The sequence below is a fragment of the Mesorhizobium prunaredense genome (genome assembly GCF_900156895.1).
Taxonomy (GTDB): domain Bacteria; phylum Pseudomonadota; class Alphaproteobacteria; order Rhizobiales; family Rhizobiaceae; genus Mesorhizobium; species Mesorhizobium prunaredense.
In genome coordinates this window covers 353010-372854 of the sequence record NZ_FTPD01000023.1, presented here as the reverse complement: position 1 = coordinate 372854, position 19845 = coordinate 353010, and the positions used below count along the sequence as shown (strand labels likewise).

At 60.8% G+C, this 19845-nt stretch carries 14 protein-coding genes and 1 pseudogene; 3 read left to right on the top strand and 12 right to left on the bottom strand.

What is annotated here, in order from left to right; all coding sequences use genetic code 11:
* From BQ8794_RS19465 to BQ8794_RS19445, 5 genes and pseudogenes are all read right to left on the bottom strand, one after another.
* Complete coding sequence (locus tag BQ8794_RS19465) at nucleotides 1-1899, bottom strand: ABC transporter substrate-binding protein (RefSeq protein WP_077380265.1); 1899 nt, start codon at nucleotides 1897-1899, stop codon at nucleotides 1-3.
* Nucleotides 1896-3791, bottom strand: a complete 1896-nt coding sequence (locus BQ8794_RS19460; protein ID WP_077380264.1) for an ABC transporter ATP-binding protein — start codon at nucleotides 3789-3791, stop codon at nucleotides 1896-1898. Before BQ8794_RS19460 ends, BQ8794_RS19465 begins: the two co-directional genes overlap by 4 nt.
* 164 nt (nucleotides 3792-3955) lie before the next feature.
* The gene (locus BQ8794_RS19455) at nucleotides 3956-5296 is read right to left on the bottom strand and encodes an adenylate/guanylate cyclase domain-containing protein (protein WP_077380263.1); all 1341 of its coding nucleotides are present in this window, start codon (nucleotides 5294-5296) and stop codon (nucleotides 3956-3958) included.
* A 206-nt stretch (nucleotides 5297-5502) separates the two neighbouring features.
* Nucleotides 5503-6883: pseudogene (locus BQ8794_RS19450) on the bottom strand (nucleotide sugar dehydrogenase).
* 69 nt (nucleotides 6884-6952) lie between these two features.
* On the bottom strand, nucleotides 6953-8113 hold the full coding sequence (locus BQ8794_RS19445; protein WP_077380437.1) for a DUF3095 domain-containing protein: 1161 nt from the start codon (nucleotides 8111-8113) through the stop codon (nucleotides 6953-6955).
* Between the two features lie 92 nt (nucleotides 8114-8205).
* Here BQ8794_RS19445 and BQ8794_RS19440 point away from each other — a divergent pair, with 92 nt between their 5' ends.
* Together BQ8794_RS19440 and BQ8794_RS19435 are read left to right on the top strand one after the other, a co-directional pair.
* Complete coding sequence (locus BQ8794_RS19440) at nucleotides 8206-9294, top strand: glycosyltransferase family 4 protein (RefSeq protein WP_077380262.1); 1089 nt, start codon at nucleotides 8206-8208, stop codon at nucleotides 9292-9294.
* Nucleotides 9291-10055: a polysaccharide deacetylase family protein gene (locus BQ8794_RS19435; RefSeq protein WP_077380261.1), complete on the top strand. Its 765-nt coding sequence runs from the start codon at nucleotides 9291-9293 to the stop codon at nucleotides 10053-10055. The genes BQ8794_RS19440 and BQ8794_RS19435 overlap by 4 nt, the downstream gene beginning before the upstream one ends.
* Before the next feature lies 1 nt (nucleotide 10056).
* On the opposite strand, the gene BQ8794_RS19430 is transcribed toward BQ8794_RS19435, so the two are convergent.
* From BQ8794_RS19430 to BQ8794_RS19415, 4 genes are all read right to left on the bottom strand, one after another.
* Nucleotides 10057-10911, bottom strand: a complete 855-nt coding sequence (locus tag BQ8794_RS19430; protein ID WP_077380260.1) for an MBL fold metallo-hydrolase — start codon at nucleotides 10909-10911, stop codon at nucleotides 10057-10059.
* A 133-nt stretch (nucleotides 10912-11044) separates the two neighbouring features.
* The gene (locus BQ8794_RS19425; protein ID WP_077380259.1) at nucleotides 11045-11494 is read right to left on the bottom strand and encodes a cyclic nucleotide-binding domain-containing protein; all 450 of its coding nucleotides are present in this window, start codon (nucleotides 11492-11494) and stop codon (nucleotides 11045-11047) included.
* Nucleotides 11495-11794: 300 nt separating this feature from the next.
* On the bottom strand, nucleotides 11795-14509 hold the full coding sequence (locus tag BQ8794_RS19420) for an ABC transporter transmembrane domain-containing protein (RefSeq protein ID WP_077380258.1): 2715 nt from the start codon (nucleotides 14507-14509) through the stop codon (nucleotides 11795-11797).
* Nucleotides 14510-14526: 17 nt separating this feature from the next.
* Nucleotides 14527-14874 (bottom strand): hypothetical protein, encoded by a 348-nt coding sequence (locus tag BQ8794_RS19415; protein WP_077380257.1) that lies wholly within the window; start codon nucleotides 14872-14874, stop codon nucleotides 14527-14529.
* Nucleotides 14875-14956: 82 nt separating this feature from the next.
* Between BQ8794_RS19415 and BQ8794_RS19410 the strand changes: the two genes are divergently transcribed.
* Complete coding sequence (locus BQ8794_RS19410; RefSeq protein WP_077380436.1) at nucleotides 14957-15628, top strand: class I SAM-dependent methyltransferase; 672 nt, start codon at nucleotides 14957-14959, stop codon at nucleotides 15626-15628.
* An 84-nt stretch (nucleotides 15629-15712) separates the two neighbouring features.
* Here BQ8794_RS19410 and BQ8794_RS19405 read toward each other — a convergent pair whose 3' ends face one another.
* The 3 genes from BQ8794_RS19405 to BQ8794_RS19395 are packed head-to-tail and all read right to left on the bottom strand — an operon-like array spanning nucleotide 15713 to nucleotide 19366.
* Entirely contained in the window at nucleotides 15713-16909 is a 1197-nt protein-coding gene (locus BQ8794_RS19405) for a glycosyltransferase family protein (protein WP_077380256.1), read from the bottom strand.
* Nucleotides 16906-18150 carry a glycosyltransferase gene (locus tag BQ8794_RS19400; RefSeq protein WP_077380255.1) on the bottom strand — a complete coding sequence of 415 codons (1245 nt, stop codon included), beginning with the start codon at nucleotides 18148-18150 and terminating at the stop codon, nucleotides 16906-16908. Before BQ8794_RS19400 ends, BQ8794_RS19405 begins: the two co-directional genes overlap by 4 nt.
* A 1-nt stretch (nucleotide 18151) precedes the next feature.
* The gene (locus BQ8794_RS19395; RefSeq protein WP_077380254.1) at nucleotides 18152-19366 is read right to left on the bottom strand and encodes a glycosyltransferase family protein; all 1215 of its coding nucleotides are present in this window, start codon (nucleotides 19364-19366) and stop codon (nucleotides 18152-18154) included.
* Between the last annotated feature and the right edge of the window lie 479 nt (nucleotides 19367-19845).

The window sequence follows — 19845 nt, the reverse complement described above, 5'->3', positions numbered from 1 at the left end:
TCAGGACTCTCCAAGCCAGAATGTATCCGGCATGTAGACACCGAAATAGGCGGTCGGGTCGTAGCCGTAGAGCGCCTTGTCAGGCAGATTGCGCAGCCGCGAGGACGCCAGAACCGGCTGATGGGTTCCGTTCACGGTGCCGATCGAAAACACCTGATCGGTGTAGATCGACAGCATTGAATTCCAGATTTCGGCGCGCTCCGTGGCTTCGGTCGATGCGTTCCAGCGCTTGAGCAAAGCCATCAGCTCGACCACAGGCGGAAGATCGGGCGCCTCACCGACCTTGCCATGAGACAAGTAGTAAGCACCCCAGAGCGGCCATTGCAGCTGGTCGTCGATGGTGGGGGCCAGCTGGTACGGGTTCATGTCGGCGGTCGGCACGCCATTGTCGATGCCCGACCACATCGACATCATGATCTGGCCGCCAAGCGCGCGGCTGCGGAAGATATCGCGCTGCGAAGTCCGGATGAACAGGGCGATCCCGATCTTGCGCCAGTGATCGGTGATGAGTTCGAGCGCGTCGGTTTCGAGCGTGCTTTCGCCGGCCGTTTCCACTATGATCTGCGCAGGGCGTCCATCGGGAAGTATCCGCAGGCCGTCATCGTCACGCGTCTGAAGCCCGACCTCGTCGAGCAGGGCATTGGCTTGGTCCGGATCATGGGCGATCCAGGCTTTCGCGAATTCCGGCCGGTAGAGCGGGCTCTCCGGCAGGACCGTATCGGCACTTTCCTGCGCCAGTCCGTAGAACACGGCCAAATTGATCTCGCGCCTATCCACAGCGAGCGAAAGGGCGCGGCGCACGCGCACGTCACGAAGAAGGCCACGCCACACCTGGTCGGCACAATTCAGATTGGGCAGCAGCGCCAGCCGCGAACCCTGCGTGCGTTTCCAGAGATGCACCTTCACCGGGTAGCGCTTCTCCGCATCCTTCAGGAAGGAGTAGTCGGTGAAGTCAATTCCCATGCTTTGCAGGTCGCTCTCGCCCGCACCGGTCTTAGCGGAAATGATCGCCGGCGAGCTGACGTTCATTACAATCCGGTCAACATAGGGCAGTTGCCGGCCATTCTCGTCTATTCGATGAAAGAACGGGTTGCGCTCGAAGACGAATTGCTCGGCCGGCGGCTTGGTCCGGTTCCGCCAGGGATCGAGCGTCGGCAGTTCCGGGTTCTCCGGGCGATACTGCCGCGACATGCGGATATGCAGGAGCGTCCATTTCTTGGCCCGGTTCTCCTTCATTAGGCCGGCGAGCCGGAATGGATCCTGGTATTTCTTGTGAAACTGCTTGAGATAGGTGGCCGGCAGAACCAGCGATAGCGGCGAAGCAGCAGCAAGCTTGGGCAGGAAGTCGGGATTGGGCGCATCCCAACTATAGCGGACCGTCGACGGATCGACGATCTCGAAGCGTGGCGGCTTGCCGTCCGCCAGCAGGGCGGGGGCAAGCCCGCCTTGCGAAAGCTCATCGTTCAGCCAGACATCTTCCCAGCAATAGCGAAAATCCTCCGGCGTCAGCAGGCTACCGTCAGACCATTTATGCCCTTCCCGAATCTTGAAAGTGAAGACGCGATCATCCGCTACGTCGAAACGTTCGAGAATGTCGGCTTGCAAGTTGAGCTTTTCGTCATAGCCGACCAGGCGAGCATACCCGTAGATCGTCATCATCCGGATATCTTTCTGGCTGCCGATGATCGTGCGCAGCGTGCCGCCATACTGGCCGGGCTGCCGACCCATCGCGGCGAGGTTCAACGCGCGCGGGCTCTTGGGCAAGCGTTCGGCGAGTGCCGGCAGCGCCTTGGCCTTCAGCTTGGGCTGAAGAAATTCCGGCTCCAGATCGCCGGCGCGCGACGTGCCCGGCAGAAATGCCGAAGCCATAAGTCCGAGGACGGTGCGCCGGCTGATCAATGGCGTAACTCGCTGACATCGGCCGTACGCCGGGCCAGCACGAGGTGGCCGCCGCCAAGTTCGAGCGGCGACAGCATATCCTCGTCGCCCTCGTCGCGGAATTGCGGTCCCCATGTGCTGGTGTCGGAAGCGCTGTCGAGCTTCAGCGTCTTGAAATCCATTGGCCTGTCGAGATCGGGGAAAGGTACTGCGGCGACCAGTGAGCGCGTGTAGGGGTGGACCGGTTTCCTAAGCAGAATTTCGCGCGGCGCGAGCTCGACGATACGCCCGCCGCACATCACCGCGATGCGGTCTGCCATGTAGTCCACCACCGCCAGGTTGTGGGATATGAACAGGTAGGTCAGGCCCAGTTCCTTCTGCAGGTCCTTCAGAAGGTTCAGGATCTGCGCCTGGACAGAGACATCGAGTGCCGAAACCGGCTCGTCGCAGATCAGGAGTTCGGGCCCCAGCGCCAACGCGCGCGCGATGCCGATACGCTGACGCTGCCCGCCGGAGAAACTGTGCGGATAACGCTTTATGAAGCGCGGATCGAGCCCGATTGCCTGCATCAGGCTCTTGACCGTGGCGAGTCGGGACGCGGCATTGCCACGTTGATGGATTTCCAGCGGCTCGCTCAAGATGTTCTCCACCGTCATGCGAGGTGAAAGCGACGAAACCGGGTCCTGGAAGACCATCTGGATTTTCGCGCGCAGCATGCGTAGGGCGTCTCCCTCGGCTTCCAAGACGTCGATCGGCCCATCGCGGCCGTTGAAGATCACAGAGCCGCCGCTAGGGGTGACAGCCCGCATGAGGATCTTGCTGACGGTGGTTTTGCCGGAGCCGCTTTCGCCGACAAGACCGAGGCACTCACCCCGCCTGATATCGAAGCTCACGCCGTCCACGGCGCGAACAGAGGTTTGATGATCTCCGCCGAACCATCCGGACTTGCGGATGGTGAAGGTCTTTGTCAGATCCCTGACCGACAGCACGATGTCGTCCGGCCCCTTCGATGCCGGCGCCGTCTGCTTGCCGAGCAGGTTCCCGACATTCACCGGCACCTCGCGGAGCGCCTTTAGCCTTTCGCCAGGCTTCAGGTCGAAATGCGGAACGGCTGCCATCAGGCCCTTCAGGTAAGGGTGGCCCGGCCGGCGGAATATCGCCTCGACAGGTCCCGCTTCCATGATCTCGCCATGGTACATGACCACCACCTCGTCGGCGACATTGGCGACCACGCCAAGGTCGTGCGTGATCAGCAGCATCGCCATGTTCAGCTTGGCCTGAAGCCCGCGCAGCAATTGCAGGATTTGCGCCTGGATGGTGACGTCCAACGCCGTTGTCGGCTCGTCGGCGATCAACAGGGCGGGCCGGCAGATCAGCGCCATGGCGATCATGGCGCGTTGACGCAATCCTCCCGAAAGTTCAAACGGATACATGTCATAGGCGCGCTTGGGGTTGGGAAAGCCGACAAGGTCGAGCATGTCCTCGGCCCGCGCCTTGCGCTCCGCCCGAGCCATAGGCGTATGAATCTGCAGGGATTCGCTGACCTGATTGCCGACCGTGTGCAGCGGCGACAGTGATGTCATCGGCTCCTGAAAGATCTTGCCGATGCGGCTGCCTCTCAACGCCCGGATTTCGGGTCCGTCACGCGGCATCTGCAGGATATCCTGCGTCGTGCCGGGCTTTTCAGGATCCGAAAACAGGATACGGCCGCGAACACGGGCTGTGTTCGGCAAAATGCCCATCACTGCCTGGCTGAGAACCGATTTTCCGGAACCGGACTCGCCGACAAGCGCAGTAACCTTGCCGGGCAGGACGCGAAGATTTGCACGCCTGACGGCATGCAACGGTCCCCCGACAATGGCAAAAGAGATGCCAACATCCTCGATCCGCAGCAGATCAACACCCAAATTCATTCTCACACCAGCCCCACTCTGGCAGCCTGCCGGGCGGCAGGCCCAGAAAGCGAGACTAGCGCATTGCCAGCCTAGAGCAACTTGGATTCGAATCGGTCGCCAGTTCCCTGGCGGAACCGGCGAAGGGACTGCATACCAAAGGCGTTCGGATCAGATCGTGGCGGTTACTGGAGCTTCCTCGGGTCGCCCGCCGACAGCCGAGAGGCATCGCGATGAAGCAGCATGACCTGCTCGGCGTCGGATATTCGGTCGTGAATCGGCTCCAGCGCACCGTCCTCATCGAGTGCGAGAGCACCCGACAGATCGGGTGAAAGCACCGTCAGCTTCTGCTTGATGCCCGCCAGTTCCTCGTTGCCGAGCGTCAGCCAGCTGTTGGCGCCGCAATAGCTGGCGAAGTCTTTGCTGGCGAGAACGCTGTGCGGAAATTTCTTGGTCAGGGTTTGGAGGCGCTGGACCTCGTTTACAGCCGAGCCGAAGACAGAGAATGTGAGCCGGTCGGTAAGCCCGACATTGCCGAACATCACATTGCCGACATGCAGGCCGATGCCAAAGTTTATGTCGGCCAACCCCTGCTCCTTTCTGCGCAGATTGAGATCCATCATGCGCGCGGTGGCCTTGTGCGCTGCCGCAAGAGCAGCCTGGCAGGCGATCTCGGACTGCGAGCGGTGCCTTTCGCAAGGGTAGACGGCAATGAAGCCATCCCCCAGGAAACTCATGATCTGCCCACCTCTGCGATTGAAAGGTGCAGCAATGGCATCGAAAAACTGGTTCAGCGTATCGATGTAGATTTCGCGGCCGGAAGTTTCGGCAAGCCTTGTCGACCCGCGCATATCGGCCATGACCAGTGCGGCCCGGATTGTGTCGCCCTCGCCGCGCTTGATCTGGCCGTCCAGCACGCGCCTGCCGGCGTCGCCGCCGAGATAAGTGGTCATCATGTTGTCGGCCAGCTTGGTGAGCACCGCCATTTTCGTTGCGATAGCGAGATGGTTCTGGATGCGCAGCAGCGCTGAAATCATGCTGTCGCTGAAGCCTGCAGCGCTGTCGGTGGACCAGGACCCCATCATGCCCTGACTGGTGTTGCCGTTGAAGGGATGGACGAAAGCCATGTAATCGGTCACACCCATAAGCCTGAAGTCATCGAAAACAGGAAATTCCGACGGCACCGACGGGTCGAGCCGGCGCCGCAAATGGTCGAGCTTGTTGCTGAGCAGATGGTAGTATGGGCTGGTCAGGAATCTGTCAGAATGAACGCCGTCCTGTTTGCGGAAGCCTTCCACTTCCATGCCCTGGCCGCGAATCCAGGTGAAGCCAAGCGCGTCATAAAGCGGGTGAAGCATCGAAAAGCTCAAATGCACCCGCTTCAGCGGCAGGCCGGCAGCAGCCAGCCGTTCACAAAAGCCCCTTACCAATGTTTCTAGGGCGTCGCCCGCCAGCGCCGATTGGGTCAGCCAATCGGCAACCTTATCCATGAGAATGGTGGAAATTTCTGCTTGCGCTGTGCTCATGCTATCTCAAGACCCGTCGAAGACGAGCCATTCTCCTTTGATCCGCCACAACACGGTCCGCTAACGACCCAGAGAAAAGACCCTCGAAGTCAATGAAGCCGGCTTCGGCGGCAAAAGCCGGCGAAGGGGCATTATGTGGCGAGGCTGCCGGCGGAGTGCAATCACGATCCTGACATCAGGCAGAAAATTCGCGGGCTCAGACGCCGTCAGGCCTTCACCACCGTCTCTCGGGCTAGCCCGAGGCGGCCAAACACATTGCGTGTGTCGACGATCAGAAGAGCGTGATCAGCGATCGCCTGATAGTCGATCGCGTCGTGGTCGGTTGCAACGACGACAGCATCGAAATCCTTCAATGCCGCCTCGGTCAATTCGACCGAGCTCCGCCCCTTGATCGCCATATGCTCCCGTGTGGTCGGGATCTCGGTAACATGCGGATCGTGGAATTCCGCCTTGCCGCCCCATTCCTCGATGAGTTCAATGAGCCGCAATGAGGGGCTTTCGCGGATGTCGGGCACATTCTTCTTATAGGCGAGCCCGATGATGAGTATGCGCGAGCGGCTGAGCGCCTTGCCGCAGCGCCGGTCCAGCGCCTTCGCCAGTTCATCGACCACATGACGCGGCATGGCCGTGTTGATCTCTGCCGCCAGCTCGATGAAGCGGGTAGGCATTTCGTATTCGCGCGCCTTCCACGTCAGGTAGAAGGGATCGATCGGAACGCAGTGCCCGCCAAGTCCGGGGCCAGGATAAAAAGGCATGTAGCCGAAGGGCTTGCTCTTTGCCGCCTCGATCACCTCCCAGATGTCGATGCCCATCGCACCGAGCACGACCTTCAACTCGTTGACCAGGGCTATGTTGACCGAGCGGAAGATGTTCTCCGTCAGCTTGACCGCCTCGGCGGTCGCCGTGGTGGAAACCGGAACGACGGTCTTGACCACGCCCTGGTAAAAAGCCTGCACGAGTGTCGCCGCTTCAATGCCGTCGCCTGCCACGACCTTGGGGATCGTCGCGACTTCAAAGCTGCGGTTGCCGGGATCCTCGCGTTCGGGCGAGAAGCCGAGGAAGAAGTCTATCTTCGACTGCAAGCCGGTTTCTTCCAGTATGGGCTTGATCACGTCGTCGGTGGTGCCGGGATAGGTGGTCGATTCCAGCACGATCAGCTGGCCGAGACGCAGATGCTTCGCGACGGTGCCTGCCGTGTTCCTGACAAAGGTCCGGCTCACGGTTTTTCGTCAGCGGTGTCGGAACGCAGATGATGATGACATCGCAGACGGCCAGTTCGGCAAAATCCGCAGTGCCGCGGAACCGTCCGCTCGCCACCTGGCTGGCAAGGGCTGTCGACGTCACCGCCTCAATGTAGGATTGGCCGTTGTTCAGGGTCTCGACCTTCTGGGATTCGATGTCGAAGCCGGAAACCGGGAAGCCGGCGCGTGCGATGGCAACCGCCAGCGGCAACCCGACATAGCCCAGTCCGATCACGCCGACTTGCGCGGCGCGCGTCGAAATCCGGTTCAGAAGGCAGTCATATGTCGATCGTGAGGCGTCCAAAAATCTGCTTTCCGTCAATTCGGACTGGCCGTCCGCGCCCATGGCGAGGCTCACCTGGTTCCCCAAGAACCCCGAGGCATATTGCGGAAAATCGATTTCCGCAAGCTGTCGTCAGACCGGCACCTTCGCCTTCAGGCTTGCGGCGGCCATCGCATAGCCGCCGGCGGCGCCATCGATGAAATGAACGTGATCGCGCTGCAGCGGCGAGGCGACGAGGCATGTCATCAAGGCCGATTTCTGGCGGTGCAGGCCATAGTTGCAGATGCCCGCCTCTTCCGCCTGTTTCAGCCGGTTCTCGATCCGTTGCAACACATCCGCGTCAACGTCGATAGTCATCTTCAAGCCGTCGTCGAACTTACGGAAATCCGAATTGCTGGCCACGTCGCGTTTGTAGATCTTCGGATCGAAGCTGCCGATCGTCCAGCCATATCTATCGGTGACAGCCGTAAGCGTCATCAGGAACACTATCCACAGCTTCGACAGCCACCGCCATCCTGCCGGCGCCATGGCCCGCGCCTCGATATCGAGGCCGGCGGGCAGAAAACTGTAGCCCGGCCCGTTCGCCGGCACCGGGTGGCCATCGCGTTCCTGCCTGCCGGCAAGGGCGATGATGTCGGAAGCCAGAAACTGAAAACCGCGCAAGTCGCGCGACGCCCCCGGTATGGCTATGATCGAGACGATTTCGCCATGCCGGGCGTCAATCGGGTTCCAGCGGCAGGAGAGGCCGGTCAGATCCGGCCGCGCGCCGGCCGGCGCAGGATCGATGCGATAGCGCCCCGCTTTCATCTCGGCTTCCGCCCAACTGCCGCCACCGCCGGCGAACATGGCATAGAAGACCGCTTCGGAGGCCCGGAACCTCGCCACGCGAACGTCGAGGCCTTGCGCTCTTATGTCCTTTATCGGCACGATTGCGGCACGCAAGGTCAGGTCGAGTTCGTCCGCCACCCATCTCTGGACAGCCGCCAGCGCGCTGCGGGTGATCTCCAGCGCCGAGCCGGGAAACGCCACGAGCGCGCCGTCGCCGCCGAAGACAAAGGGAAGATCTTGCCGACCCAGCGCATTGAGCAGCGCCGAAATGACGCTGGCGCCGGCCATATTGACGGTTTTATAGCGCCCAGCCTCGATCGCCTTGGTCGAGCCGACGATGTCGGCGGTGGCCAGCGCCCAGCCATCCGGGAGAGGCCGATAGTTATCGATATCGGCAACGCTTTCGAATTTTGCGAAAACCGGCAAAGAAGCGACAAACGGGTCGGACGCGGCAGCTGTTTCCATAAGCATCAGATAGCACATTCCACTGCTTGAAGGTGAAGTCGATCATGCTTCGAAATTGACTTGCGCAGGCTTTCCGATGATAGGGTCCGGCGATGCGAATTGCCTTCTACGCGCCACTGAAGTCGCCCAATCATCCCGTTGCCTCCGGCGACCGCCAGATGGCGCGGACGCTGGTCAAGGCGCTGGAGCATGGAGGGCATAGCGTCGAACTGGCATCCGAATTGCGCTTCTACCTACGCGAACCGGAGTCGAAAAGTTTCGATGCGCTCACGATCGAGGCCCGAGAGGAAGCCGCGCGGCTGACAAAGCTTTGGGATCGTGACGGCAAGCCCGATCTCTGGTTCTCCTATCATCCCTATTACAAGGCGCCCGACCTGATCGGACCCGAGCTGGCGTCGGCCTTTGCTATCCCCTATGTGACGGCGGAAGCCTCCTATTCGAGGCGGCGCAACGCTGGTTTGTGGGCCGATACGCAAGCGTTGGTGGCGCGAGCCGTCGAACAGGCAGGGCTGAACATCTGCTTCACGCAAAGGGATCGTCAGGGACTGACAGATGCGATTCCCGCCGCCGCTCTCGGTATGCTTTCGCCCTTCATCGACACATCGGTATTCCGGGAAATGCCGGCACGGGGTTGTCCGACGCGCCTCGTTACCGTCGCCATGATGCGCCCGGGCGACAAAGTCGAAAGCTATCGCATGCTGGCGCAGGCGCTCGGTCCGATCGGCCACCTGCCCTGGACCATGTCGGTCGTCGGGGATGGGCCTGCCCGTGACGAGGTCAAAGCGCAATTCGCCGGCTTGCCCGCCGACCGTATCGAATGGCTTGGCGCGATTGAGCCAGCCGCCGTGCCGGATGTCCTCTACAGTGGGGGAATTTACGTCTGGCCGGGTTACGGCGAGGCCTATGGCGTTGCCTATCTTGAAGCACAGGCCGCCGGCCTTCCGGTGGTGGCTCAGGACATCGCCGGCGTGCCGGAGGTCGTGCGGGATGGCCAGACCGGGTTTCTCACCCCGCCGGGCGATGTGGCGGCGTTCGCTTCTGCCATTGAAAGGCTTCTCGCCCGTAACGACGAAAGAACCATCATGGCCGCGGAAGCCAGACGTTTCATCCTCGAAGAACGCTCCCTCGGTGTTGCAGCGGGGCGTCTGGCCGAACTTCTTGCGAAGATCCCGGTTTCATGACATCCGATCAGATCTGGCAGCCCTTGGTGGAAGAACTGGCGTGCCGGCAACGGGCAGACCGTAAGGCAGAGTTTTGGCTGCGTGACGATGACGCCGTGGATCCGACGCCTGCGCTTGATCGGCTGCTCGACCTGACCGGTGAATTCGCGGTTCCGGTCACTCTGGCCGTCATTCCGGCCCTGACTGATGAGAAGCTTGTCGCCCGGCTTGACGAGGCGCCGCATGCCACGGTCGCCATCCATGGCTGGGCGCACCGAAATCATGCGCCCGAGGACCAGAAAAAGCAGGAGCTCGGCGCGCATCGGCCACGCGAGGTGGTGCTCGATGATCTGGCTCGCGGGCTGTCGCACGTAACCGGCCTGCACGGCGCACGTGCCGTTCCGATGCTGGTGCCACCCTGGAACAGGATCGACGCCGGCTTGGTATCCGACCTTGGATCGATAGGATTTGCGGCGCTGTCGGTCTATGGGCCGCCGAAGCCGGCTCCACTGACGGTCATCAACAGCAATGTCGACATCATTGATTGGCACGGCACGCGCGGCTGCCGCGATCACGGCCTATTGGTTCAGGCTATCATCGCGCAATTGCAGCATGCATTCGACGGCGGCGAACCGGTCGGCCTGCTCACCCATCATCTCGTACATGATGAATCGGCCTGGCTTTTCCTCGAACGGCTGTTCACAGTCACCGCACAGACTGAAGCCTGCGCATGGCTTCCGATCGGGACATTGATCGGGCGCAGCGTCGGTAGAGTAAAATAGCTCAGCGCTTTTTGTGCAATGAGCCCGGAAATTTGAGCGTCTGGCCATCCCGAGCGGCAAAAGCGCCGGCAAACCTGGCTTTGGCCAGTTGCTCGATCTCGTCCAGTTCCTCGTCGGTGCGTGTCGGATCGTGGTGAAACAACGCAAGCCCCCGCGCACCGGCCGCCTCACAGAGCTTGACGCCCTGTTGCCACGTCGAGTGCCCGTTACCGCGGCGGCGTTCCATTTCCTGGTCGGTGTAGGTGCAATCGTAAATGACGAGGTCGGCATCTTCGATCAGGCCGAGCACCGCCTGATCGAGTTTGTCCGGCTCGTGCTCAGTGTCTGTGATCACCGCCACGACCCGGCCGCCCCATTCGACGCGGTAGCCTATGCAGCCGCCCGGATGGATAAGACTGCCGGTTCGGACCACCACCCCTTCACGCGGGCGAAGCACGTCTCCGGATACGAAATCGCGGCAGTCGAGGCTTGCCTTGCAGATCTCCAGTTTCACCGGAAACCACGGCGGCCGCATGAACTCATCGACCATCTGCCGGGTCGTCATGCGTCCTGCAAGATGCCCGGACCAAAGCGCAACCTTGACGCTCCGGTCATAGATCGGCGCAAAAAACGGCAGTCCGATGATGTGATCGTAATGGCAATGGGTGAAAAGCAGGTCGAAATCGGTCACGCCCGACGCCCGAAGCGCCCCGCCGGCAGGCCGTAGGCCAGAGCCCGCGTCGAATAGAAGCGTATGTTTACCGCATCGCATCTCAATGCAGATCGTGTTGCCGCCATAGCGAGAGAATTCTGGCCCCGATACCGGAATGCTGCCGCGCACGCCCCAAAACCTGACCAGGAAAACTTCGTAGTCCATGCTACCCCTTCCCAGTCCCCGTCGCCCATCGTAGCCAAACAACTGCTGCTAGGCGAGACAGGTTTCTCCGGGTGACCTTCTCAGCAAGAGGCCAGTGCCATCGCGACGGCGAGGATCGAGCACACGTCATCCGTTATTTGGCGCTTCGTGCGTCGATCAGATCCGCGGTCGTATGGCTTAGGCGATCGGCAAGAACCCGCAATATCTCGATGGTCATTTCCGGGAACTCCCTCATAAGCCTCAGGAAATGATCCTTGCTGATCCTCAAGGCTTCCAGCGGACTTGCCGCTCTGACGGTGGCGGTGCGAGAGCTGTTGCACAATATGGCGATCTCGCCAACAATCGAATTTGGCTCCAGTTCGGCAACTTTTATCGGTCCGCTGTCGGAATCGACCAGAATATCCGCCCTGCCTGAAAGGATGACATAGGCGGCGTCTCCCTCGTCGCCCTGCCGGAAAAGGATCTGGCCGGCGCTGTAGCTCACACGATCGGATGTGAACGCAAGCAGCTTGAGCTTTGTCGGCTCGATGGCAGAGAACAAGGGAACGCGTTGCAGCATTGCAACTTCATCCTTGAGCAGCATTGTCGCAAACCTTCCCAAAATTCGCGTTTGCCAGACTAGAGCAACGGACGCCCTGATGGAATGAATTCTGTTTCCGGGGTGGCGAGACGAATCGCGCGAAAGGTGGCGAGCCCGATGTCGTGCGATCGGGCGATGCCGCCTGGAAATGGCGTCCGCCAACCGGAAACCCGACGAGCCGGATGAATTTGCGGCAAAACCTTCGGGTCTTGGCGGGATGTGGCCTCGCTACGCCCTTCGTCGAATCCCTTGACCTTGCAGTAAATTCCCACCGGCAGAATGATCCCATCTGAATGTCCGTTGCTATGACAACAGTTCCTTGAATGTACCGTTCCCTGCCAAAAGTGTCTCGGGTGTTCCGTCTTCCACCAATTTACCCGAGGCGAAGACGATAACGCGATCGAACATCATCCCCATCGCCGGATTCGTCACGACCCACACAATTGCCGACGAATGGCCGTCGCGCCTGGCTTCCTCGAGCACGTTTCGCAGCACCTTATCCTGCATGCGCTGGTCGAGCGCCGACAGCGGCCGGTTGAGAATGAGAAAATCGGGACGCTTGAGCAGGGCCCGGGCAACATCGAGCTTCTGTCGCTGTCCACTGGTCAGCCGCCTGCCGCCGGAGCCGACGTTGAAGTCCAGGCCGACATCCAGAAGTTCGGCATAAAGCCCAAGTTCGTCAAGAATGTCATAGACGATGGAGCGTATGCGGTCCGGCGCGTCGGGATGGTTGCTGCCCAAACGCCCGAACAGGACATTGTCCATGACGGTGGCCGCGGCAATGTATTTGGCAGGATCATACCGTTCGATCGCATTTTGCAGCTCGGGCGGCAGGTTTTTATAGAACAGGTTGCGTGCAGCGACGATCTTGCTCATCAGTTCGTCGCTCAGCAGGCCGAAGCGGTGCCGGGGCTCGATATAGGCAAAGCTCAAGGTGACGATCATCGCGCGGTCGTTCTCCGAAACCGCCTCGTGGGGACGGTTCTTGAGCCGTTGCAGCAAGGTTTCGTAGGTGGGTATCTCCTCGGCGCTCATGAAGGCGAGCTGCTGGAAGAACTGGTGATCGGGCGGCAGGTCGGCAAACAGTTCGATCGCCTGTTCGGCGATCTCCATGCCCATTTCGTAGAGCGTGCGGTCGAGGCCGGCTTGCCTTAGCACAGAAGCAAAATAGGGATTGGCCGCCAGAGCCCTGTCGGCCAGTTCGGGGCCGGCGGCAGCGCCGAAGAGCAGGTTTTGGCCGATCGTTGCTTCTTTGTTGTAGGCGCCCGGTTCGAAAGGAACCACCAGTCCGCTCAGCCCTTCGTGTTCCAGCCGGGTTCGCAGCGCCGCACGCAGTTCGACGATCCGCCTGGCAAGCTCGGCGTGACGCGTGAGGTCGGCCGAAGAGCGCAAGCCAAGATCCAGAATGTCGCGCGACAGAACAACCGCGTCGAGTACCCGGCGCACGGCTTCAAAAAGGTCGTGCGGGCCGGTAGCGCCGGCGGAAGCATAGTTGATCCAGTCGCTGTGGATATCAAGATCCGGATTGCCCGACAGGCGCGCCTCCTGCATGTTCCAGCGGTGCTGGTCTGCCGCAGCACCGTCATAAGGCACCGATGTCAGCGGCGCATGCTTCAGCCCGTAGAGCAGGTTATCGCGTAGGCTTGCCTGGAACAGGAAAACATCCGACGAGGCATAGGACATGCGCCGGCCGGTCACTGCTTCGGGGAGTTCAAGCAAGTCGTCGGCGCCCGAAGCGACCTTTCCGCTGTCCGGCCAGTTCAGCCTTCCGAAGGCTTCTGCAAGCGCCTCGGCTCCACCTGTTGCGGTACTGACCAGCGCCACCGTCTCACCCGGCTTGATCTGGAGGGAGACACGGTCGAGGAGCATTGCTCCGCCATCATCCGCTATGGACAGACCGATCGCCGACAGGGGTTTGGTCATCGGATCGGGATCATCGGTCGTCAATACCCCGATTCTCGGCGCAATGAGCCGATCGACGGTGAATTGTTCAACGACCTGCTGATATTTGACCTGGATATCCTGCCGCGCCTGATCCCAGTCGATCAGTTCCTTCATCGGTCCGGGCAGATCCTTGTAGGCGCCGATCACGGCCACGAGCTGACCGACGTCCAGCCGCCCCTGGATGACCAGATACCCGCCGATCATGTAGAACAGAAAGGGCGTGACCTGCGCGAGAAAATTGTTGAGGAACTTCACCATGAATTTCCATTGGTAAAGATCGAAGCGGATCTTAAAGATGAGCCCGAGCCGGGCAGCTATGTCGGCGCGCTCGTAGTTTGATGTGTCGTGGACGTGAACCGCGCCGATGCCGTCGACGATTTCGCCAACCCGGCCCGAAAGCGCGCGCGCCGTCAACTGCCGTTCGCGCCCGAGCACGATCAGCCGCCGCCGCATTCGCGGGATGAGCACGATCTGGATCGCCACGATCCCGGCCGCGATCATTCCGAGCCAGAAATTCTGGACCACGATGAACAGCATGGCCGTCAGCGCCTGGCCGCCGAGCAGCACCGGCTGCACGAAGGCATCGCCGATGAAGCCGCCCAGCGGCTCCACCTCGTCCTTCACCATGGTCGCCACTTCGGCGGATTTCACCCGCTTGAAGTAAAACGGCGGAAACCGCAGCACACGATCGACCAGATCGAAGCGGATACGCCGCAGCATGCGTTCGCCGAGGCGGCCCTTGTAGGTGTTGATGTAGAGTTTGAACAGGCCGTTGATGACGACTAGCAAGAGGAACACAAGGCTCAGGGCAAACAGCGTCGCCTTGCGGTCGAGCTGAAAACCGGAGAAGAACTGGACCTCTCCGATGAACGGCAGGCTATAGTGTAGCCTCATGAATGGTTGGGTCGCGCCCGGTTGCTCGAAGCCGCTACCTTGGATCGGGCCGTTGATGATCAGCTTCGGCAGGTCGAAGGACATGAAATACGGGATCATCGAAAGCACGACGATCATCAATATCCAGAGCTGCTGCTTCTTGGTGTGCGTCCAGATATAGCGGGCTAGGCTGGGTTCCATATGCGGCTGTGGACCCTTCAGTTGGAAGGATGCAGGATGTAAAAGCACCTGCTGGCGAATGGCGTGTCGGCAATTTCTTCGTCGCCAAAGACAAGCTCGAAGCTGCAGCGCACGGAGATTGTCCTGCGCTCAACGATGGAAGGAACCTGCGAGGCGGCGCGATCCAGTTCCGGCGCATGGTCGATGCTGATCATCGAAGAAGGCGGCTGGCCAAACGGTTCGCGGCTTCGGTAGTGTTTTGGCGAATAGCCGAGCAGCACGAGGCCGCAGCTGCGCGGCTGGTACTGGCGGATGGATGCCGATGGTCCGGACAGATGCAACAGGCTCTCTCCGGCACCGGGCAATGGCGAAGCGGCTTGCAGCATAATCACGTCCGCGAATCAACAGCCTTCCGGGAGGCAAGATTGCGTTGTGTCGCCCGAAATCCCAACATACAAGACGAATATGATGGATGTCACGCAACCACGCAATGCCGGCATGGACTGGCACGAACAAGCCTTGGACCTGACGCGGGGAATTGCTGCCTATGTCAACTGCCCTCTCGTGGCAGGGCTGGCGCGCGTCATCACCAAGCATCCGAACGCCGATATCGCCAACGCCTTCAACCACAAGCAGGTCGCCTGCAAGATGTGGGCGCTCGACAGGCTGTTCGAAAGCTGCGGCGGTCGGTTCGGGCGCATATGGGTTCTGGGTGGATGGTACGGCGTATTGCCGGCAATGCTTTTCAACGACGCCCGCTTCGACATCGCGGCGGTCGATAGCATCGACATCGATCCCGAAGTCGCGCCGGTCGCCCGGACCCTCAACCGGGAAGCCGGCGACCGGTTCCGGGCGCTGACGGCAGATATGTACGCACTCGACTATGCGGCCGAACGGCCCGACTTGATGGTCAATACGAGCTGCGAACACATAGCCGATCTGCGCGCCTGGCTTGCTCTGCTTCCGCGGGGCACGACTGTACTGCTGCAATCGAACGATTATTTCAGCGAGCCGACGCACATCAACTGCGTGGCTTCACTTGCAGCCTTCGAAGCAATGGCGGCGCTACGGGAGGTGCGGTTCTCCGGCGAACTGCCGACAAAAAATTATACGCGCTTCATGCTGATTGGAACTGTTTGATGCACTTCGCCCGGTTTGGGACAACGACATGCATAAACGAGGAGTTGAAGCGCGTCGCACGAATCTCGCCAGACGCGACGCGCGTTAGCATCTATCGTTTGTTTGATCATGAACTTTTCCGAAACCGGGCCCCACTTTAAGGGACCATGTTTGATACCGCTGGCGCAGAATTTGCGCCGAGCGACGCGCGCCTTCCAGATCGAGACGATGCGCGGCTGGCATCGGTCCCGCAAGCGCCTGTTCGATCGCTTGGGCCAAACCTTCAGGCGTTAGGTCCTTCTCCATCAGCACCGTTGCAAGACCGAGTTTTTCGAGCATCAGGGTGCGAACCGTCTGTTCGGTTTCCCCGCCGGCTGCAAATGGAACGAGCAGAGAGCGACAACCCGCGCGCAGGACATCGCAGACGGTGTTGTAACCCGCCTGCGAGACTGACAGGCGGGCGCCGGTCAGCAGGCTGGCGAAATCCTCGCGGAACCGGAAGATGGATATGACCGGCGAGGCATCGCGTGCGATCGCGTCAAACTCGTCGTTCGGCAGGTTTGGGCCGGTGATCAAACACCATTTCCAAGCGTTGTTGGCATTTCGCGCCGCTGCGATGGTGGAGCTGACAAGGCTCTTTCCGGCAGCCCCGCCGCCAACCGACACCAGAACGTCGAAGCGCTCGGAGGCCGCGGGCGATGGCGGCGCGGCAACGAGCCCTGTGTAGGTGACCTCGGCCTTGATCGCCCCAGCCAGTGGAAACGTCTTGTCGAGGGTTGCGAAAGCCGGATCGCCGTGGACCATGACAAGGTCGAAATGCCTGTTGATCAGATCGACCGTTTCCTCGTTTCGGCCCGGCTTGACGCGCTCCTGAAGGATATCACGGACGGACGTCGCCAGCTGCGGTCTGGGCGACGTCGCGTCGATGGCCTCGATCAGCGGCAGGAGTTCGAAACGCATCTGTCGGCGTCCAAATGGAAACGCCTCGACAATGACGATATCAGGCCTGCAATCCCGGAACGCCTGCAGCAGCATCTCTGAACGCCATTTCTTGAAATCATCGTCGATGGGTTTGCCCTGCAGATCGACAAGTCCGGAAAATCCTTCATCACCGGAGGTGACAGGTGGCAGGGATACAGATTTCACGCCCACTCCCGGAAACCCCGCGATCGGCGCTCCGCCGGTCACGACTGTTACGTCAAACCCGTCATCGACCAGAGCCGCCGCAACGCGGCTGGCGCGCGCGAGATGGCCGATACCGAGCAGGTGCTGGACATAGAAGAAAGCGCGCAGCCGCTTCATTCGGCGGCCCGCCACTCCCGCTCGAACAGTTCCTTGAGCTGTCCAATGCTTGCCAAATGATCGAAATTACCGCGCACGCGCCGCTCTGCGGCGTCGCCGAGGCGAGCGCGCAACACGGGATCACGGATCAGGCGCTCCAGCGCCTGTGCCAGTGCAATTGGGTTTTCCGTCGGAACCAGCAGCCCTGTTTCATCCGGCGATAAAAGCTCCGGCACGCCGGAAATATCGGTCGATACGCAGGCAAGCCGCTGGCTAGCCGCCTCCACCAGAACATTCGGCAGACCGTCCCGGTCGCCATTTGCGGCGATCCTGCAGGCCAGGGCGAAGATGTCGGCACAGCGGTAGTGCTCAAGCACCTCCTCCTGCGCAAGCGCGCCTTTCCAAGAGACGCGACCATCCAGGCCGAGCTTTTGCGCCAGCGCCTTGAACTGTTCCAGTTCGTCGCCGCCGCCGATATGCTCGAAACGCCACGCCAAATCACCAGGCAAGAGGGCAAGGGCCTCCAGCAAGGTGTCGTAACCTTTCTTTTCAACGGCGCGCCCGACACTCAGAACGATAACCGGTTCGTCCGGCGCCGAGCCGTCATGCTGTTTTCGCGCTTCGCCGAAACCGCCGAAGCGATCAAGGTCGAGCCCATGATAGCTCAGATGCACAGACGAGTTGCCGTTAGCGAGTTTTCTCAGACGGTCGAAGCCGGCTTTCGTGCAAGTGACCGTCCAGCGGGCCGAGGAAAGCTTGCCGGCCAGATCCCAGTCCGCCGAAGTCCAGATGTCCTTGGCATGGGCCGAGCAACTCCAGGGCAGGCCACGAAGCTGGCTGGCATAGCGCGTCACCGATGCCGGTGTGTGCGCGAAATGTGCATGCAGCCAGCCCGCGCCTTCCGGCCATTCGGCCGCCAGCACGAGCGCTTGCCCGAAGCGGCGCGCGCGATTGCGCGTAAAGTCGCGGCCGAGATCGATAGCCAGCGATCCGAGCGCGCGCCAGAAGCCCGGCCGAAGCAGATAAACAAACAGCGAGCGAACCACGCGCAGCGGCTCTTCATGCAGATATTCCGGCAGATAATGGACGGGCGCTTTGATCTCGTCATGCACGGGGTGGCGTTTTGCCTCGGTCGGCCGCCTGAGCGCGACGAGTATCAGGTCGAACCCCGCACGCTCCAGACCGAGCAGTTCCTGCGCGATGAAGGTTTCCGACAGCCGCGGATAGCCCTTCAGAACCACGACGATCTTGCGATGTTGCAACTCAGTTCATGCCTTCAATGACCGAAAGGTGATGGCCGCCCCGCCGGTCGAGCAATTCCGCGACGATTTCGGAAATGTGAGGCAGCCCTTCCAGCGTCAGATGCGGATGGCTCTGCGATGGGCCGGGCCGGCCCGGCAGCACCTCCAGTGCATTGGCAAACCGCTGGGAATCCTCGGCTTCTTCCGGCAAAAGCATCTCGATGAGGCCGAGTTCGGCTGCGCGCCTTGCTCGGATCAGTTGTTCCTCGCGGGGCTTGACGCGCGGCACGATCAGCGCCGGCTTGTCGAAAGACAGTATCTCGCAATAGGTGTTGTAACCGCCCATCGCCACGACTGCCTTGGCGCCGGCAATCAGCTCTTCCATGCGGTTGTCGAACTCGATGATCTTGATATAGGGGATCTTGGACCCCTTCTTGAGCAGCTTGTTGCGCTTGCGCGCCGGCATGTAAGGCCCAAGCACGATCAGCGCCCTATGCTGCAATTGCGGATCGTGCTGATAGGCATCGATGACGCTGTGGATCAGATCGGCGCCGTCACCGCCGCCACCGGTGGTAACGAGGATATAGTCGCCCTCGGGCCGGTGGCCGGGCAACTCGTTCTTCTGCAGGCTCCGTTGCAGGAAACCGACGAACTTCATCTTTGCCCTGACAGCCGGCGGCACATCCAAACCGGTCAACGGATCGTAGAAATCCGGCGGACCATAGACCCAGACCTTGTCGTAGAACAGGCCTATCTTGCGCATCACATCCCTGTGTGCCCACTCTGCTTCGAGCAGATGCGGGGCGTCCATCACCTCGCGCAGGCCAAGCACGAGCGTGGTGCCCCGCGTCTTGAGGTAGGACAGCGTGTCCTCGATCTCACCGCGCAGGCCAAGCGGTTCCTTGTCGACGATGAAGATATCCGGCCGGAAGGTCTCGGCTGTGTGGCGGATGATCGACTGGCGCATCCTTAGCGTCTCATGCAGATCGATATCCTTTTCCAGCGAGGTGTATTCGCCGTTGCGCAACTTGATAACGCTGGGGATCTTCACGAAGTCGACACGGGCGCGGTAGTCGAAGGCGCCAGCGATAGTCGCACCCGAGATGATAAGCACCTGAAGTCCGCGGAAATCCTCGACCAGCGAATGCGCGATCGTCCGGCAGCGCTGCAAGTGGCCGAGCCCGAACGTGTCGTGGCTGTACATGAGAATTCGAGCGTTTTGTACGTGGTGGGTCATTGTTGAACGTCTTTTGGAATTCTCGCCTGAGGACCGTGGACGACCCCGCACGAAACCATCCTGCCGGGTCTACCGACCTGTTTTGGAACATGACGGCGCAATTATCAATTACCCAAGAAGGTTCATATGCAGAAGCCAGGAAGCTGCGCACTGGCCCGAATCCTGATCCGGGTCGCGCGCCTGACCTCCGGAAGTCAATGGGCTTAAACAGTCCGAGAGTCTGGTTCCGGCCCAGGTAGGCGACAGTAATGCGCCCCCCGTATCGACCGTTCACCACGGGCGACACCATTCCGGATAGCGGCGAGCCGTTGACTTCCAAGGCGCACGCCATCGGCATCCCTTTTATGTCCCAAGTAACACTGTTGCCGCCCATCTAGCCGTCTTGTCGGTATCGGCGAAGCCGCTGATCTGTGCTAAGCCGCCGCCCGAACAGCCAAAGGAGTACACCCGTGAGCGAGCCGACCGTGGCCGAGGCGACC